The sequence below is a fragment of the Bartonella sp. AP7XZML genome (genome assembly GCF_042195745.1).
Taxonomy (GTDB): Bacteria; Pseudomonadota; Alphaproteobacteria; order Rhizobiales; family Rhizobiaceae; genus Bartonella.
Genome location: NZ_JBHIOT010000040.1, coordinates 1 through 17856, shown reverse-complemented (window position 1 = coordinate 17856; position 17856 = coordinate 1). Strand labels below are relative to the sequence as shown.

The 17856-nt window shown below is 37.4% G+C and carries 12 protein-coding genes, 1 tRNA gene and 2 pseudogenes; 9 read left to right on the top strand and 6 right to left on the bottom strand.

All coding sequences use genetic code 11. The features are described from left to right. Nucleotides 1-137: 137 nt before the first annotated feature. The 4 genes and pseudogenes from ACFILT_RS03465 to ACFILT_RS03450 form a co-directional block, all read right to left on the bottom strand. Nucleotides 138-227, bottom strand: a tRNA-Ser gene (locus tag ACFILT_RS03465). 936 nt (nt 228-1163) lie between these two features. Continuing rightward, nucleotides 1164-2050 (bottom strand): annotated as a pseudogene (locus ACFILT_RS03460) (tyrosine-type recombinase/integrase). 7 nt (nt 2051-2057) lie between these two features. After that, complete coding sequence (locus ACFILT_RS03455; protein ID WP_375632587.1) at nt 2058-2276, bottom strand: hypothetical protein; 219 nt, start codon at nt 2274-2276, stop codon at nt 2058-2060. A gap of 77 nt (nt 2277-2353) precedes the next feature. Beyond that, complete coding sequence (locus ACFILT_RS03450) at nt 2354-2707, bottom strand: hypothetical protein (protein ID WP_375679585.1); 354 nt, start codon at nt 2705-2707, stop codon at nt 2354-2356. 385 nt (nt 2708-3092) lie between these two features. Between ACFILT_RS03450 and ACFILT_RS03445 the strand changes: the two genes are divergently transcribed. The 3 genes from ACFILT_RS03445 to ACFILT_RS03435 all read left to right on the top strand — a co-directional run bounded on the left by ACFILT_RS03445 (nt 3093) and on the right by ACFILT_RS03435 (nt 8726). After that, nucleotides 3093-4892 (top strand): outer membrane beta-barrel protein, encoded by a 1800-nt coding sequence (locus tag ACFILT_RS03445; RefSeq protein ID WP_375679584.1) that lies wholly within the window; start codon nt 3093-3095, stop codon nt 4890-4892. 248 nt (nt 4893-5140) lie between these two features. After that, a complete protein-coding gene (ileS, locus tag ACFILT_RS03440; protein WP_375679583.1) occupies nt 5141-8056 on the top strand; it encodes an isoleucine--tRNA ligase in 2916 nt (971 codons plus the stop codon). A 178-nt stretch (nt 8057-8234) separates the two neighbouring features. Further along, nucleotides 8235-8726 (top strand): hypothetical protein, encoded by a 492-nt coding sequence (locus ACFILT_RS03435; RefSeq protein WP_375612104.1) that lies wholly within the window; start codon nt 8235-8237, stop codon nt 8724-8726. Nucleotides 8727-9379: 653 nt separating this feature from the next. Here ACFILT_RS03435 and ACFILT_RS03430 read toward each other — a convergent pair. Beyond that, on the bottom strand, nt 9380-9826 hold the full coding sequence (locus ACFILT_RS03430) for a nucleoside deaminase (RefSeq protein ID WP_273790416.1): 447 nt from the start codon (nt 9824-9826) through the stop codon (nt 9380-9382). 269 nt (nt 9827-10095) lie between these two features. Here ACFILT_RS03430 and ACFILT_RS03425 point away from each other — a divergent pair, with 269 nt between their 5' ends. From ACFILT_RS03425 to ACFILT_RS03400, 6 genes are all read left to right on the top strand, one after another. After that, complete coding sequence (locus ACFILT_RS03425) at nt 10096-11496, top strand: pseudouridine synthase (protein ID WP_375679582.1); 1401 nt, start codon at nt 10096-10098, stop codon at nt 11494-11496. After that, nucleotides 11477-12043, top strand: coding sequence for a 16S rRNA (guanine(966)-N(2))-methyltransferase RsmD (gene rsmD, locus ACFILT_RS03420; RefSeq protein WP_375678657.1), 567 nt, complete (start codon nt 11477-11479; stop codon nt 12041-12043). Before ACFILT_RS03425 ends, rsmD begins: the two co-directional genes overlap by 20 nt. Nucleotides 12044-12584: 541 nt before the next feature. Continuing rightward, the gene (locus tag ACFILT_RS03415) at nt 12585-13034 is read left to right on the top strand and encodes a hypothetical protein (protein ID WP_375678658.1); all 450 of its coding nucleotides are present in this window, start codon (nt 12585-12587) and stop codon (nt 13032-13034) included. Nucleotides 13035-14229: 1195 nt separating this feature from the next. Continuing rightward, nucleotides 14230-15561 carry a TldD/PmbA family protein gene (locus ACFILT_RS03410; RefSeq protein ID WP_375612375.1) on the top strand — a complete coding sequence of 444 codons (1332 nt, stop codon included), beginning with the start codon at nt 14230-14232 and terminating at the stop codon, nt 15559-15561. Next, nucleotides 15548-16354: a 3'(2'),5'-bisphosphate nucleotidase CysQ gene (locus tag ACFILT_RS03405; protein ID WP_375618599.1), complete on the top strand. Its 807-nt coding sequence runs from the start codon at nt 15548-15550 to the stop codon at nt 16352-16354. Before ACFILT_RS03410 ends, ACFILT_RS03405 begins: the two co-directional genes overlap by 14 nt. A gap of 46 nt (nt 16355-16400) precedes the next feature. Next, nucleotides 16401-16646 carry a DUF4170 domain-containing protein gene (locus tag ACFILT_RS03400; RefSeq protein ID WP_375612377.1) on the top strand — a complete coding sequence of 82 codons (246 nt, stop codon included), beginning with the start codon at nt 16401-16403 and terminating at the stop codon, nt 16644-16646. Between the two features lie 277 nt (nt 16647-16923). On the opposite strand, the pseudogene ACFILT_RS03395 reads toward ACFILT_RS03400, so the two are convergent. Further along, a pseudogene (locus ACFILT_RS03395) lies at nt 16924-17856 on the bottom strand (tyrosine-type recombinase/integrase); the annotation flags it as partial.

Here is a 17856-nt window from a genome sequence, read left to right as displayed (position 1 = left end):
CCCCTTAAAAACTCTTTGAAAAAAAATAAATTGGTACAAAACCTAGTGGCAAAATATACAAAACCCGCTGGCAAGCTACACCGAACCTTTAAAAAAGTCATATAAAATCAAAAAGTTATAGCACCATAAAAGTGCTGTGGCGGAGGGGGTGGGATTCGAACCCACGGTACAGTCTCCTGCACGCCGGTTTTCAAGACCGGTGCCTTAAACCGCTCGGCCACCCCTCCAAACTAGATATGCTTTTTGACAAATTTCTTGTAAAAGGTCAATCATTTTAATACGCATTTTAAAGCGTTCTTTGTAAAACTATTTAAGTTTCAATTAAAATAATTCTTCATAAGTTAATTCTTTGAGTGTGTTATCTAAGAGTTTCATTTTTAAACATGATAGTTTTTTCTGAAAAATGAAAGGTAATTATGATATTTATCATTTTTTTCCTGTTTAAAAATTTTTTACAAAGCAATATTTTTTAAGTTCTAATGGTCGTTTTCGTAATAATAAGAAATGTTCAGTTGAAAATGTTTGATAAATTATATTAAATTTCGGTCGTGTATTTTTAAATTATTTTACCTTTCCAGATATTTATTCTATTTAGATCGGTCATATCTGCGAAAAGAAAATGTTATTGCTTTGACAGTTTATGAGAGATAAATTTGTAAGAATGACATATATATTCAAGCAAAATTTTTATTGAGTTTAAATAAGTACAATTCAATAAGAAAGCTCTTTAAAAGATTTTTATTTTTTAAATAAAAATATTCAGATATTTAATGCGTCTAAAGGGTATCTTGGAGGAAAGGGCTGATTTACACTATTTGAATAAAACGTTGTATAAGATTTGCATCGACAGTTTAAAACCTTTTCCAGATATGACTGAAAATTAGGTATATTTATAATGCTTTTTTCTTTAGGATAAGCAAAAAGGTAATTTGAATGGAAGAAAAGATTATTGAACGCTTAGATCAATAAATAGTTTGTTAAGGTCTTGCATAGTTTTTCAAGAATAGAACTTAAAAACGCTAAATTATGCAGAGGCAAAGAGCATAAACTTTAACAGACAAGGTTTTAAAAGCCGTTTCATTCATAAGTATGTGTAAAATAAAATATTTATGTCTAATATGAGAGAATAGGTTGTTCCTGATTCTATAGAGTTTTATTTGCCTCTATTCCTCATCTTTTTGAAGCTTTTTTATGGCTTCAAGAGCAAGTTTTTACGGTCTGCGCTCTTTGTATAAAGAGATGCCATAGTGTCGTCTGTCCAGCCAAAAATTGCTTTGAGTTGCGAGACTGTTGCACCGAAATTAGCAGCGCGTGTTGCTGCTAATTTTCTTAAACCATGCGCGCGCTGATTTTTTAATGCCTACTGTATTACAAGCCTATCTAAATGTATCGCCAAAGCTTTCTTTGGAGAGTTTTTGATTAACTTGACCACAAATGAATGTTTCTTCTCCAATAGGACCAATTTAAAGGGTTTTGGCTAGTTCAGACAAAATTGGCAGAAAAACATCTGTTTGGAATTTACTTTTTTCTGTTTTGACTGGAAATCCGTCTTCGTTTTTGAGAGGAGGTCTTTTGATTCCTAAAGCTGGATTATTTTTCAAAAGACCCTGTTCAATGGCCCATTTAAAAAGTCCGTTTAGACCTTTCAGAAAGTCTCTAGCCATTCCAAGTGTTTATTTACGATGTTCAACACCGGCTATAATATGTTTCTTTTCGATTGCTTGGTATGAAATGCGACCTACTAGAATCACACACCTTCATCAGGATGAGTTCTTTTTGTGACTTTAGAGAAGCTATGCCAATTGATACTGTTAAAATACTGTTTAAGTAGCCATGCAAATAACCTTTCAACAAGTTTACCGGTTTTGGATTTTGGAAGTATAAGCCCTTGTAATTCAGCAAGCGCACTTTGGTAGTTGTCAACAAACTCTTGCGTTCCATAGGTTCCACGTACTCTAATGCGTTGACCACGACCAATACGCACATACCATATAATTTTACCATGGCGTGTGATTTCTTTGACAAGATGAGGGGGGCGTGGTTTTGGCATAGCAACTTCACATCTTAGAGAGTGAAGATTCATAATCTTCATTCGTTGACAAATCTAATAACTTTTTTGGAAGACTAGCTTGGTTTGGTATTGGGATGTCTGCTTTAAGATAAATAAGCAGTTCACCTGTAGGCTTTATTTCTATTAATTCACACCCTTGTTTTTTAGCTTCTCGTACAGCACGAGCAATAGCTGGTTGCGTAATAGTAGGTGGACGGTGTCCCATGTTTGTTCGCATTGATTTTAGATGTAATTCACATGTGGCGTGAATCACGCTGGTGTTAAAAGGTTAGTTTTTTGGTGTTAGAAAGGAATGTTGTCTTTTGTTGAAGGGACGCCGTTCTGGGCGGTCATAGTTTTGTTACAAGCTTCTGAATTATCATAAATTTTTGCGTTTCCAAAAATCTGTGCATTATAAGCAACTTGTGCGTTATCAAAAATCTTAGCGCTATCGTAAATATTGGTAAAGGAATACGCCTTGGCATCATTATAAATCCAACAATCGTTTTCATGACTTAAACTGTCTTCATCCTCTATAAAGCTGTCAAGATTACCTGCCTTTTCATCTCTAAAGTCTCTCAATTCATGGATACGGTAAAGCGTAATGTATCCATCAAACTCTATTGTTTCATCAGTCAATTCGTATTTTTTCCCCATGATTTATTTCCTTGATTTGGCACAATCCACCCGTAGCGTGAATCATGCATTACTTAAAAGTTGTTAGGAATGAGTAGGGGTGTGCTAGGTGACATATGGACACTCCCATTTTTTAAAAATATGCAAATTTATTTTTTAGATGTGCTTAATTTCATAATTCCAATCAGGCAATTGAGTGAGAGCTAATGCGAGTTGTCCTCTATGACACATGCATACATTGGCTTCAAAACAGGTGATTGCAACGCGCTTTTTGTTTAAAAAATTTGATATAATTTGTTTATTGCACAAAAATTCTTTATTTTTTTGTGAGTGTGTCATTTTTGCTACAGATATTTCAGAAAAGATGCTCTATATGAATTTCATTTTGGATATTTGGAGAGATTTTATGAATACAAAACGTTTAATAACAGCGTCTATTTTTTCTTTAATTTCAGCGTCTACAGCACTAGCTGCTGATGTTATGATTCCTCATCAGCCAGCATCATCGACTGCTTCTACCATTGTTGCACCTACTTTTTCATGGACAGGTCTTTATTTAGGTGTCCAAGCTGGTGGTTTTTCGAGCAAAGCTGATATGGCTCTTGTTGGTCAAGAAAAGAGTTTACCACTGGATAAAGAATTCTCTCCTAAACTTTCAGGTTTTGCAGGTGGTTTTTATGCAGGTTCTAATATTGATCTCGGTGACAACTTTATTTTTGGTATCGATACGGATTTAATGATATCTGGAAAAAAGCACACAAAGACCATTACCATAGGTGCAGCTGATAACACTACAGTAGAAAATGCAGTCGTAAGATCTCGCAGATCCGCAGAAGGTGTAACCACAACAGGAACACCAGTGTCACCAGTAGCAGGAACCTTAACGTCAAATACACCAATACAATCAACTGTCCAAGCGCAATCTACGCGGGAAAATTTAAATCAACAACTAAATCCAGGCGTAAGCCAATCAGGGAAAACAGCAACAACTGGCAATCCTAATGCTACAACAGTAAAAGAAACAGTGAAAGTGGAAGGAAAAACATTAGGAGTTTCAAACCCAACATCAGCATCGTTAGCTGGACAACGAGGGTCCTCTAAGCCAGTGACAAAACCACAAACAGGCGCAGAAACAGCAACAGTTTCTACATCTAAACAACCCTCCTCCAGCACAGAGACAAGAACACTGGTCCAGTCAGAGCTTTCGTTAGGAAGATCAGATACAGGAAACCAATCATCAAGAGTTGAGACAAAAAGAGCAGATGCGTCTGCAAAATCTGCAGAAACAACATCTATATTAGCGGGATCTTCACAAGTACAATCCATCTCAGCCACACCAGCAGTACAGTCAGCGGTGGCGGTACCTGCAAAATCAGTTGTAACAAAACTAACATTCTCTACCCCATCAACAGTATCAGGCGCAAGTCAGCCAGCAGTAAAAGCACCTACACCGGTACAATCTGTATCACAACCATCAGCAGTAGAAAGAACAGTACCGAGTTCATCACTTGTACTCGCGAGATCAGGATCATCCAATGGTTCAGAAACAAAAGTTTCTAATGGAACAAGCGGAGCCCAACAGGCAGGTCATCATAGTTCTTCCCATGGTAGTGGAAATGCTAATGCACATGGTGCACCTTATGCAGGTGGGCATAGCTCTGGTGCTCATCCGAATGGTACTAATCCACATGCTTCTCGTTCTCATGGTGGACAGAATATGTCTGGACACGGTGCACAAAGTACACAAGCGGTGGATAAGAACGCTTCCAGTGTATATGGTATAGAACAAATAAAAAAGATGGCTTCTGAACTTGGTCTTGATCAAGAGGATGCAGTTGAAACTTTAAGTCATACTTTCAAGCAAAATTGGGGTGGTGCTACACGGGTACGTATTGGTTTTGCTGCTGATCGCTTTATGCCTTATCTTGCTGGTGGTATTGCTTATGGACAATTCCAAGACACTGTATCAATATCCGTTAAGGATGAGGATGGAAGAGTCGTTTCTTCTAAGAACTTAGCTGATGAAACAAAAACTATGATTGGTTACACACTTGGTGGTGGCGTTGATTTCTCGCTTCTAGATAATGTGATTGTACGTGCAGAATATCGTTACTCTGATTTTGGTAAAAAGAAATTTGCAAAGGAAAAACTTCAAGTTAACTACAAAACCAATGATTTTCGTGTTGGTGTAGCTTATAAATTCTAATTTTTTAAAGAGTAAATTTCTAAGAGGCTCCACTGTCAGTGGAGCCTCTATTTTTTTAAAGATCACTTTTTGGTTTCTTTTCTTGTGAATTTTATGATAAAGCCCATAGATTGTGATGATATATTTTCCTGATCGCTGCTTAATACGAATGATAAGCTCGGCTTTCCCTATAGATAAAAACCAGAGTTGCAGGGTTCAGGGAAGTTATGCAAAAATGAAATCGTAAAAGTGGACAGGGATATTTCACAATGGCTGTGAAAAATGAAACAATAGATTATTCAAAAACTCTTTATCTCCCACAGACAAATTTTCCTATGCGTGCAGGGCTTCCGCAAAAAGAGCTTGAATTGATGGCGCGTTGGGAAAATATGGGGCTTTATGCGCAATTGCGTCAACAAGCAAAAGATCGTCCATTTTATATTCTTCATGATGGTCCGCCTTATGCAAATGGTCATATTCATATCGGGCATGCTTTAAATAAAGTTCTAAAGGATGTGGTTGTTCGTTCATTCCAAATGCGCGGTTTTAATGCAAATTATGTACCTGGTTGGGATTGCCATGGGCTTCCAATTGAATGGAAAATTGAAGAAAAATATCGAGCACAAGGAAAAAATAAGGATGAGGTACCTCTTAACGAGTTTCGTCAAGAATGCCGTGAATTTGCACAGCATTGGGTAACCATTCAAAGTGAAGAATTTAAACGCCTTGGTGTCGTGGGAGATTTTAACACGCCTTATACTACAATGGCTTTTCATGCAGAAGCACGCATTGCCAGTGAATTGATAAAATTTGCTATGTCAGATCAGATTTATCGTGGTTCCAAGCCGGTGATGTGGTCTGTTGTGGAGCGTACGGCTTTGGCAGAGGCTGAGATTGAATATCATGATCATGAATCAGAGGTGCTTTGGGTTAAGTTTCCTGTTTTTGAAGCAAATTCTGATGATTTATATGGTGCTCATGTCGTCATTTGGACAACAACACCGTGGACGATTCCAAGCAATCGTGCAGTGAGTTATTCTTCGCAAATTTCTTATAGTATTTACGAAGTTGAAAGTGCTGAAAATGATTTTGGTCCTCAAGTGGGAGAAAAGCTTCTCTTTGCAGACGCTTTAGCGATGAGTTGTGGAGAAAAAGCCAAACTTGTTTTGAAGCATTTGCGTGTTATTTCTTCTGAAGAGTTGAAAGCTCTTGTTCTTTCTCATCCACTCAAAGGTTTAGCTGGAGGGTATAATTATAAAATTCCATTGCTTGATGGTTCGCACGTAACAGAGAGTGCTGGTACAGGTTTTGTCCATACAGCACCAAGCCATGGGCGTGAGGACTTTGAAATTTGGAATGATTATAAGTCCTTACTGGAGCAAGCGGGGATTGATTCATCTATACCGTTTCCTGTTGATGATGCAGGGTTCTATACGAAAGATGTTCTAGGTTTAGGACCAGATCGTGAAGGAGGACCTGCTCGTGTTATTGATGATAATGGAAAAATGGGTGATGCCAATAAAGAGGTCATTAATGCTTTAATTAAAGCAGATCGATTGTTTGCACGGGGGCGTTTAAAGCATTCCTATCCCCATAGTTGGCGTTCAAAAAAACCCGTTATTTTTCGCAATACACCGCAATGGTTTATTTCAATGGATAAAGATTTTGGGGATGGTTCAACTTTACGTAGTCGGGCTTTGGAAGCTGTTTCAAAAACGCGTTTTGTGCCATCTTCTGGACAAAACCGCCTAGCTTCTATGATAGAAGATCGTCCTGATTGGGTTCTTTCTCGTCAGCGTTCTTGGGGTGTTCCTATTTGTATTTTTGCAAATGAGGATGGTGTTATTCTAAAAGATAAAGGTGTGAACGAGCGTATTTTACGGGCTTTTGAAGCAGAAGGGGCAGATGCATGGTTTGCTGAAGGAGCACGTGAACGTTTTTTAGGTGAGCGTGCACATGAGCCTTGGGTACAGGTTTATGATATTTTGGATGTTTGGTTTGATTCTGGAGCAAGCCATAGCTTTGTGTTAGAAGATCGGGCTGATTTGAAATGGCCTGCTGATGTTTATTTTGAAGGTTCAGATCAACATCGCGGATGGTTCCAATCTTCTCTTTTGGAAAGCTGTGGTACGCGTGCTTGTTCTCCCTATAAGTCCGTGATCACACACGGTTTTACTTTGGATGAGAATGGTAAGAAAATGTCTAAATCTTTAGGCAATACGGTTGTTCCGCAAGAGATCATTAAAACATCTGGAGCTGATATTTTTCGTCTCTGGGTTATGACAACCGATTATTGGGAAGATCAGCGTTTAGGCAAAAAAATACTTCAAACAAATGTGGATTCATATCGTAAACTACGCAATGCAATTCGTTGGATGCTAGGAACTTTAGCACATGATGATGGAGAAGAAATATCTTATGGTGCACTGCCGGATCTTGAAAAATTTATATTGCATAGGCTTTTTGAACTTGATCAGTTGATTCATCGCGCTTACGATGAATTTGATTTTAAAAAGATTATGCGTGCATTATTGGATTTTTCAATCATTGAGTTATCGGCATTTTATTTTGATATCCGCAAGGATTCTCTTTATTGTGATGCGCCTTCATCAAAAAAACGCAAGGCCTCCTTGCAGGTTGTCCGTGAGATTTTTGAGCGTATGGTAACATGGCTTGCTCCAATGTTGCCTTTTACTATGGAAGAAGCTTGGTTAGAGCGTTATCCAGAAAGCCAATCAGTGCATTTGGAACAATTTCGCTCTGTACCAGGAGAATGGCAAAACCAATCTTTGGCTGAGCGTTGGAAAAAAATTCGGCAGGTCCGTAAAGTTGTGACAGGTGCTTTAGAACTCGAACGCGCTGATAAGCGTATTGGATCTTCTTTGGAAGCTGCGCCTGTTGTTTTTATTTCCAATCTGGTTTTACGAGAGGCATTAGAAAATGTGGATATGGCGGAGATCTGTATTACCAGTGCACTCACAATTACGCAGGACACAATACCTTCTGATGCTTTTACTTTGAATGATGTTGAAGGTGTTGGTGTATATCCAGAGAAGGCATTAGGAAAAAAATGTGCTCGATCATGGCGTTATACACAAGATGTTGGAAGTGATCCAGCTTATCCGGATGTATCTGCTCGTGATGCAGCTGCTTTGCGGGAATTGCAGATTCTTGGCAAGATTTAAAGTTTTAGATCAAAGGAAAGAAATGCAAGTAAATTTCTCATATTGATGAATATAGTTTTTTGTGGTACGAAAAAAATTCCGTTGTTTTATCTGCAGGGGGGGAAATTTGTGTATGGACCGTTCTCTCATAAATAACGGGAATATTAATCAGCCATACACCTAGGAAATGGAATAGGCAGTGAGAAAACGTGAAATAAAAATATTTCCAATAGGAATTTTAGGGATGTGCTTTGTTTTAACGGGATGCAATTTATCCGCTCCTACCTATGGTACCAATAAACCAGTTTCAATACAGTTTTTTGAAGATGTTGCTAATATCACTTCATTAACACCAACAAATAACAGCAGCCAGATTGTTATGAAACCTCATCCAAAACTTGTAATACCAAGCCCTAGTTCACGCAGATTTTTGCCGGTACCACAACAAGATAGATCTGTCAATGAAATGGCAGCATCGAAGAAGCATCAAGGAAATACTCCTTTTCCTCACAAAGGATCGTCAGTTAATGGCGTTGGTTCAGAAAATCCTTCACAGTTGAATGCGAAGCAACGACAGGAATATTTACGTCGTCAGAGAGCACAAGTTGGAAGTTCAAAATACCGTCGCTATCTCACTGAACCACCTTTAAGTTATCGCCAACCGGCAAAAACCGCACCTATTGGTCGATAGGGAAAAGACAAAACATTTAAAGTAAAGTATTTTTCCAATTACTTATGATACCAAGCTCTCATTCGCGCGCAGTTATAATGCTGCTGTAGGAGGGGGGTATTCTCATGAAATAGCAATATGACAACAGCATCGAGAGATTCCTTATGCGTTTCCTTAACACGAAACATTTCTCAAGCTCATTTTACAACATTGCTCATGTGGATAGTATAACGTAAAATCTATTGTGCTCCAATACTTTATGCTTAGGAAGGAGAAAGTGGATACCATCATTTTATTTTACAGACTCCAATGTTGCGATAATTCTTGCATTTGAGAGCTTTCATAAGAGACATTTTTAGTCTTTTCTAAAACGTTCTTTATCCAGACGATAATTCCGCTTATGATGTGCAAGAAAGTGATTTTTACTGTTTCAATGTAATTTGAAATGAGAGTATATCTACGATATTTTGGACTTTATATTTTATATACAAAATAATGAATTATTCTTTTGAATGAATGTATCATCTAATAGAAACAATATGCAGAATTAAAAGAGAGAAAAAATGCTTCGAAATAGCTTTTGCTATATATATATACATGTCAGAAGAATTAACAGTCTTTTTTGAGAAGTAGGATAGTTTTAAAGAGTGAAAGTTATGGAAGAAGATTTATTTTTAGTATCGCTTTTGTACAAAAAAGTCTTTAAGTAATTGAGCTGCTTCTTTTTCTTTGAAACCAGAATAAATCTCAGGTTTGTGATGGCAGGTTGGTTGCTGATAAAAACGTGGGCCATTTTCTATAGCACCTCCTTTGGGATCATTTGTTGCATAATAGAGACGTCGTATGCGTGCAAATGAAATGGCAGCGGCACACATAGCACAAGGTTCAAGTGTTACATAAAGATCGCAATCAGGAAGCCTTTCGTTTTGCAATGTTTCGCAAGCCATACGGATTGCGCGTATTTCTGCGTGTCCTGTAGGGTCATATGCAGATTTTATAAAGTTACCAGCGCGTGCAATGATAGCTTTTCCACGTGTAATGACAGCACCTACGGGAACTTCATCTTTTTTTGCAGCCTCTTGCGCTTCTAAAAGGGCTATTTCCATGGGCGTCAAAGTCATAATATTCTTTCTACTGAAGGTATAGAAAATCTAAAGGTTATCTCGATAAGGAATGCTATGGAATGAATAATTTATTACGCTTTTATAATGAAAAGAATACCTCTATTTTTTTAAGAGTTTAAAACAAACTTGCAAGTCGACAGATACATTATTGTCGTTAAAGGATAGAAAATGATAAATGATTATGCTACTTCCTTTTTCAGGATAAGCGGTATGGTGCATGTGAATAATTTTCTGAACATACTTGCAAAGATTGGTTTGAAACGCAAATGAATGAAAATAATGAGAGTGAACGAATTGCTAAAAGGTTAGCGCGTGCTGGTATTGCTTCGCGTCGAGATGCAGAAATGATGATTGTTGCAGGTCGTATTTCTGTGAATGGTAAAGTCGTGACAACGCCTGCTTTTAATGTTAGCCGCTCTGATGTTATTAAAGTTGATGGCAAACCTTTACCTCCTATAGAACGAACGCGTTTATGGCTTTACCATAAGCCAGCAGGTCTTGTCACCACGAACCGTGATCCTGAAGGCAGACCCACAGTATTTAGTAATTTACCAAAAGGAATGCCGCGTGTTCTTTCTGTTGGAAGGCTTGACATTAACACGGAAGGGCTTTTGCTTTTAACCAATGATGGTGGCTTAGCGCGTGTATTAGAGCTTCCTGTAACGGGGTGGGTCCGCAAATATCGTGTCCGTGCTCATGGAAGAGTCAAGCAGAGCGCGTTGGATAACCTTAAAAATGGTATTGCGATTAATGGTATTTTTTATGGTTCGATTGAAGCATCAATTGAACGCGAACAAGGGTCGAATGTATGGCTTTCTGTCGCTTTGCGAGAAGGAAAAAATCGTGAAATAAAGAATGTTTTAGGGGCATTGGGATTATCAGTTAATCGATTAATACGTGTATCTTATGGTCCATTTCATCTCTCTGATTTAGAAGAAGGAGCTGTGCAAGAGTTAAAAGGGCGGATGTTACGAGATCAGTTGGGGGAGCGTTTGATTATGCAAGCCAATGCAGATTTTGATGCTCCTATTCTTAAGCCATTTTCAAATTCTGCAGTTGTTGCAGAAAAGCAAAGCCAGAAAGATCTTTCTATTGCAAATGATGGTTGGGTTTTCTCAAGTGAAAGGGCAATACGACGCCGACCAAGAGATGGTTCTGTTGAACATAGTCGCGCACGATTAAGTACAAAGTCTCATGAGAATGTAAAGAAGGAGAAAAGTGAAGAAGGAAAAGCAGAGCGTTTTCTACCGCGTTCTCGCCGTGCTAATGTTTGGATGGCTCCTGGTGCACGTCCGCAAAGTGCACGTAGAAAGCCTTCTTATAGTGAGGAGAAATCGCATGGTCATAAGAGCGATTTGGATGGTAGAAAATCATTTCATCGAAGCAAGGAAAAACTAAAAGAAAATCCGTCATACAAAGAGAAGAGGGAAAGTTTTGTTCAAAAACATGGCAAAATATCTTATGAAGAGACGCATCCCTTTGGTAAGAAAGATCGCTTTTTAAAGGATAAAGAGAAAATGATAAAAGGTGGTCATGATGAGCATTCTTTTGAGAGAAAGAAAAAGGTAAAATCGTTTGGTGGTGCTATGAAAAAATCTAAACCACATAGGGACGGTGCAAAAACTTCGAAGCGATTTGGAGGTCCACGTGCGGATCATAGGCGGTAAATTTGCTGGGCGTATTTTGTTTTCGCCTGTTAATCAGTCGATTCGCCCAACGAGTGATCGTACACGTGAAAGCCTTTTTAATATTCTTTCTAGCCGTGAAGAACAATTTTGGACCAATAAACGCATTCTTGATCTTTTTGCTGGGACTGGTGCTTTAGGCATCGAAGCACTTTCACGTGGAGCAAAGGCTGCTGTTTTTGTTGAAAACTCGGTTGCGGGGCGTGGGGTAATTCAAAAAAATATCGAAGCCTTTGAATTACAGTCAATAGGGCGGATTTTGCGTCGAGATGCAACCAAACTTGGTAATATTGGAACAATGCTTCCATTCGATGTTATCTGCGCTGATCCTCCCTATAGCCGTTGTTTAGGTGAATGCGCTTTTGTAGAAGCTTTGCGAGGAGGGTGGGCAAAAGCTGATACACTTTTCATACTTGAAGAAAAGAAAGATACAATGATTGATTTACCTGACGTCTTTTATCTAGATGATGAGCGTTTTTATGGTGAAACAGCAATACGTCTCTATACATTACGATCGCTTACATCTTGAGAAAGTTTTTGTGTTTATCTGATAGGATGAAAAAATGCTTTTACACAGTTTTCTTCGTTTTATATGTTTTTTTAAAGGTTAAGCAGAAAATCAATAAAAGATTCTAATGTTAAAGGAATTGATGAATTTTTATTAGCTTTACTACAGAAGGATTTTTTTCTCCAATAGGATATATATCCTCGATAATATTTATGATCTTTTTTGTCTAATTTCTTTCTGCTATACCTTAATCATCACATTTCATCAACAGTTGAAAGCTTTAAGCTATGCAGTCTGCATTGATATCTTATATGATGCGTAACTTCTATTTTTGCTATTGTCTAAACTTAAAAAAGATATTTTGTTTAGTATTGAAAATATTGTTCATTTATCCTGAATACTTGTGTGTTTATTTTAGTAATATCGCTTGTTGAGTTAGTCATTACATATTAAGTAAATCTGAGAGTATTAAGTATCTTATCGTGGTGCAGCTTTAAGGATACTTTTTTATATTATTCTTTATCACTAAAGATAAGTAATTTGTAAAAAAGGGGAGATTATCGTGTTTAAATGGATATATAGTGAAGAGATTAGCACAGAAGCAAGAGCTGAGCAAATTTGGGCTATATGGGAAGATGTGGCATCATGGCCTTGCTGGGATAGTGAACTTGAGTGGGTAGAACTTTCTGGTCCTTTCAAAGAAGGCGCTATAGGACGCATGAAACCTAAAAAGGGACCTACAGTAACTTTTACACTTGATAAAGTTATAAAAAATGTTTGTTTTTCTGATTATGCTAAACTTCCTTTTACACGTATGAGTTTTAATCATGAATATATTTGTTCAACAAAATCGGGTTCTTCAAATAACAAAATTCGTCATACTGTAATTATGTCTGGCTTACTTGCTCCTTTCTTTGGAGTGATTATTGGGTCAAAAATTAAGTTACATCTTCGCGATGCAATGATTGAAATGAGCAGACGTGCTCTTACTGAAAACAAAAGCATCTTGTAAGGGGGTGCATTTATAAAGAAGTTAATACCTTAAAAAAGGTGCAGAACTCTTAGCCTTGTTAGAATGAAATCAGTTATGAGTATATAGCAAATTGATGAGCTATGATTTGGTTTTAGTTAGCTGTTGAAATCGTGTCAAAGCATCTTACGGGATTAATTTTGCGCTAAAAATCTTATGATATTCATTGAATTTTTTTATATATAAAAGCTTATAAGATTTCATTGAAAATGAGAAAGGTTCAGAAGTTCATTACTTCTCTTATGATGTAGGTCCATATCGTCATAATATTTGCCTGTTTCTAATGTTGCAATATTTTTTGCATTTAAAATCTTCATAAGAGGCATTTTGATTTCTTCTTAAAGAGTTTTCATTCATAGGCCCCTTACTTATGATTTGCTCGCAAATAGTTGTGATTGACTCAACATGAATAGGTTCGAAACAGAGAGAATTTTATGATATTAGGCTTTTTTATACAAATTACAAAACAATAAATTATAAGTATAAATCAAACTGTTAATTTTATTGAAAGATTACAAGATAATTTCTTGATTACTTTTAAATATAAAAAATGAGTTCTTTATGATATTACGTCCATTAGGATAAAGAAGTTTATGACTGCTCATTTTGTTGAAACCATAATGGAAGGAAATATTTTTTACTCTGTTTAAGTTTTGTTTCATTTACAAGAGTGCCGTCTCATTATGAGAGAGTTTATAGAAGCAAAGAAGTGTATACAAATATAAGGCATTTTCTTTATTCTTGCTTGGAAATTAAAGAATGCTATAGGAAAGAGATGAGGTAAGTTTTTTACTACCCAGAGGAAGGAAGACCTGTGATTTAGATCATTTTATGCTTTTCGAATTTTGGAGGATTTTGGCTTAAATTCAGGTGTTATAGCTAAGACGTTTGTTAATTGCCAATTGTTCTGTTGATTTGATTGTCAGTGGAGATTTGGCTCCTAAAATGATAAGGGCCCATGAGAAATCTTGAAACTAAAGAGATTTTACGGCATATACGGCATATTACGTTTTTTCATAAAGAAGCTAAAAGGGAAATGATTTAATGCATTAAAAGAAAAAGAATGCATGAATGTGCGTAATCTTATGAATCAATACACAAGAGTTATATTCTGATTTGTATAAATTTGTCAGAATGCTTATCAATGTAAATAATAAAATATTTTAGGGAGTCTATAATGACTGACAAAAACCAGATTGAGAAAGCTGTTTCGCTGGTTGAAGCAGCAAAGCGTTCTGGGGCAGATGCTGCTGATGCTGTTATTGTTCATGCTCATTCTACCAGTGTATCAGTTCGTTTTGGGAAAGTCGAATCGACAGAAGCAGCAGAGAGCAATGATTTTACTCTAAGGGTTTTTGTTGGAAAAAAAGTAGCAAGTGTTTCTGCTAATTTAGGATCTTATCCGCAAGAACTTGCGGAACGTGCTGTTGCGATGGCTAAAGCTTCTCCCGATAGTTTATTTGAAGGTTTGGCAGATAAAGAGTGTTTGGTTAAGTATCCTAAAGATCTTGATCTTTTTGATGATTTTGTACCCAGCAGTCATTTTTTAACAGAAGATGCTTTAAAAACGGAGGCAGCAGCTCTTGATGTTAAAGGTGTAAGCAATTCTGGTGGCGCTGCAACAGCTTATGGCCGTAGTGGGTTTATTCTTGTGACCAGCGATGGTTTTTGTGGAGCCTATCGCTCAAGTTGTTTTTCACGTTCTTGTAGTGCTCTTGCAGGTGAAGGAACACAGATGGAGCGGGATTATGATTATACAACAGCCTTACATTTTTCTGATTTAGAGGCAGCAGAAACTGTGGGAAAGAATGCAGGGCTTGGTGCTGTTCGACGTTTGGGTGCAGTTCGTGCTGCGACTGGGAGCGTTGATGTTATTTTTAATCCGCGTACGGCTCGTGGAATTGCAGGGCATATCGCATCTATGGTCAATGGAGCCTCTGTGGCTCGAAAAACGAGTCTTTTACAGAATTTCCTAGGCAAGGAAGTGATGAAGCCTAATGTTAATGTAACCGATCAACCTTTGCGATTACGTGGAAATGCTTCTCACCCTTTTGATGGAGAAGGGGTAGAGGGGCAAACACTCAATATTATTGAAAATGGTATTTTAAAAAATTGGCTTCTTTCATCATCTACAGCACGTGAATTGGGACTTAAAACAAATGGACACGGTATGCGTTCGGCATCATTAGTGCAGCCGACCAGTACAAATTTTGCTATTGAACCGGGTTTAGTATCGCCTTGCGATATGATAAAAGATTTGCGAAATGGATTTTATGTGACCGAATTATTCGGTCATGGCATTGATTTTATTACTGGTCAGTATAGTCGTGGGGCTTCCGGTTTTTGGATTGAAAATGGTGAAATTGCTTATCCGGTAAGTGAAGTAACGCTAGGTTCTGATTTGCTTCATATGTTAGCACATTTAACACCTGCCAATGATATTGATCGGCGTTATAGTACAGCTGCTCCAACATTGTTAATTGAAGGGATGACACTTGCAGGAAAATAACACGCATCATTCTTCTGATTTAAATCTTTTGCGTGACGTTTGTCGAGAGGCAGGAGATTTAGCAATGCGGTATTTTGGATGCACGTTGGATGTCTGGATTAAAGAAGGTAATTCCCCGGTTAGTGAAGCAGATTTTGCTATTGATCATTTCTTGAAAGAGAGGCTTCTTGGAGCTCGTCCAAATTATGGATGGATTTCAGAAGAAACAAAAGATAATCGAGAAAAACAAGATTATTATGAGCGCTCTTTTGTTGTTGATCCTATTGATGGAACGCGTGGTTTTCTTTCTGGCAATCCTTATTGGTGTATTTCGGTTGCCATTATTGAGAATGGGCGTCCTATTGTGGGCGTTCTACAATGTCCGGCTCAAGGAGATGTTTATACAGCTGTAACAGGTGGAGGGGCAACATTAAATGGGATAAAACTTCCTCGTTTAGCCTTTGAGGTTCATCGAAAATATAAAATTTCACTTGATAAATCGCTCGCACAAAAATTACCAGATGATTTTCTCAATCAAGTCAGTCTTTACCATTATCTTCCTTCTCTTGCTTATCGTATTGTTCTTGTTGCTCAAGATGAAATTGATATCGTATTAGTTCGTCCAAATTGTCATGAATGGGATATTGCCGCTGCTGATCTTATTTTGCAGGAGTGTGGAGGGTGTTTTTTATCGCTTGATGCCCCTTTACTATCTTATGGAATTGAACCTTACCAGTATGGACTTTTAATTGCTGGTAAAAATAATTGCTGTCAAGATATGATAGATGTTGTTCGTCAAACAAAGTTAGTTTAATCACGTAAAAGCGCGCTAAGATAATCTAAATGATATGGAGGCACATATGACTGAAACCAAAGAAAAAAAACAATATTTACATCTTGTATTTGGTGGGGAATTAAAAAATCTTAACAGTAATCAATTTAAGAATCCTGATGAGTTAGATGTGGTTGGTATTTTCTCAGATTATCAATCCGCTCAAGAAGCATGGCAGGCAAAAGCACAAAGCAGTGTAGATAATGCATTACAACGTTATTACATTGTAGATTTGCATCAGTTTCTTGATGCTGAGTTAGGCGATGCAGAATAAAGCTTGAATATTTGGTCATTATAACCTGTAGATTGCTTCATGCTTTTGTTTAGTCGTCCTTTTCATAGGTACGTTCTTCGGGTAAAATAGAATGCCGTAAAAAAGAATATGCTTGTTGTTTAAAATTCATATGTTTTTTTAAGAAACATCTCCCAAAGCACCCAAGCCCATTTCATAATAGTGTCCGTGCAAGGCAAATAAAAAGCAAGTAAAATAAAATAGTTATGTCTAATATAAGGGAATAGGTGAATCTTGATTTTATTGAGTTTTTTTGCCTCTATCCCTCATCTTTTTGAAGCTTTTTTATGGCTTCAAGAGCGAGTTTTTTACGATCTGCGCTCTTTGTGTAAAGAGATGCCATAGCATCATTTGTCCAGCCAAAAATTGCTTTGAGTTGTGATACTGTTGTTCCAGAATTAGCTGCGCGTGTTGCGGCTAATTTTCTTAATCCATGCGCCGATTTTTTAATTCCAGCCGCATTACAAGCGTCTCTAAATGCATTCCCAAAGCTTTCTTTGGTGAATTTTTGATTCACTTTACTACAGATGAATGTTTCTTCTCCAATAGGACCAGTTTCAAGCGTTTTGGCTAATTCCGGTAAAATAGGTAGAAAGACATCTGTTTGGAATTTACTTTTCTCTGTTTTGAGATGAATGATATTATTCTTTACATCTTTCCAGCCAATGCGGACCGCATCACCACGATGCAAACCCGTATACAAAAGGACATCAATCCAAACGCGTTCATGGGTACCATGGGACCATCTTTGATAATATTTCTCAACATCTTCTTCTGTCCAAACAGCAAACCCATCTTTGTTGTGAAGGGCTGGTCTTTTAACACCTAGGCTGGATTATTTTCCAAAAGACCTTGATCAATTNTGGTCTTTTAACACCTAGGCTGGATTATTTTCCAAAAGACCTTGATCAATTGCCCAATTAAAAAGTCCATTAAGTGCTTTTAGAAAGTTTCTAGCCATTGCTGGTGTTTCTTTGCGTCGTTCAACGCCGGCTATGATATGTTTCTTTTCAATTGCTTTGTATGGAATGTTTCCTATGCTATCACATACCTTCATAAGGATGAGTTCTTTTTGTTTTTTTGTAGCTTTAGAGTAGCTACGCCAATTAGAGCTGTTAAAGTATTGTTTAAGCAGCCATGCAAATGACCCTTCAACAAGTTTACCGGTTTTTGATTTAGGAAGTATAAGCCC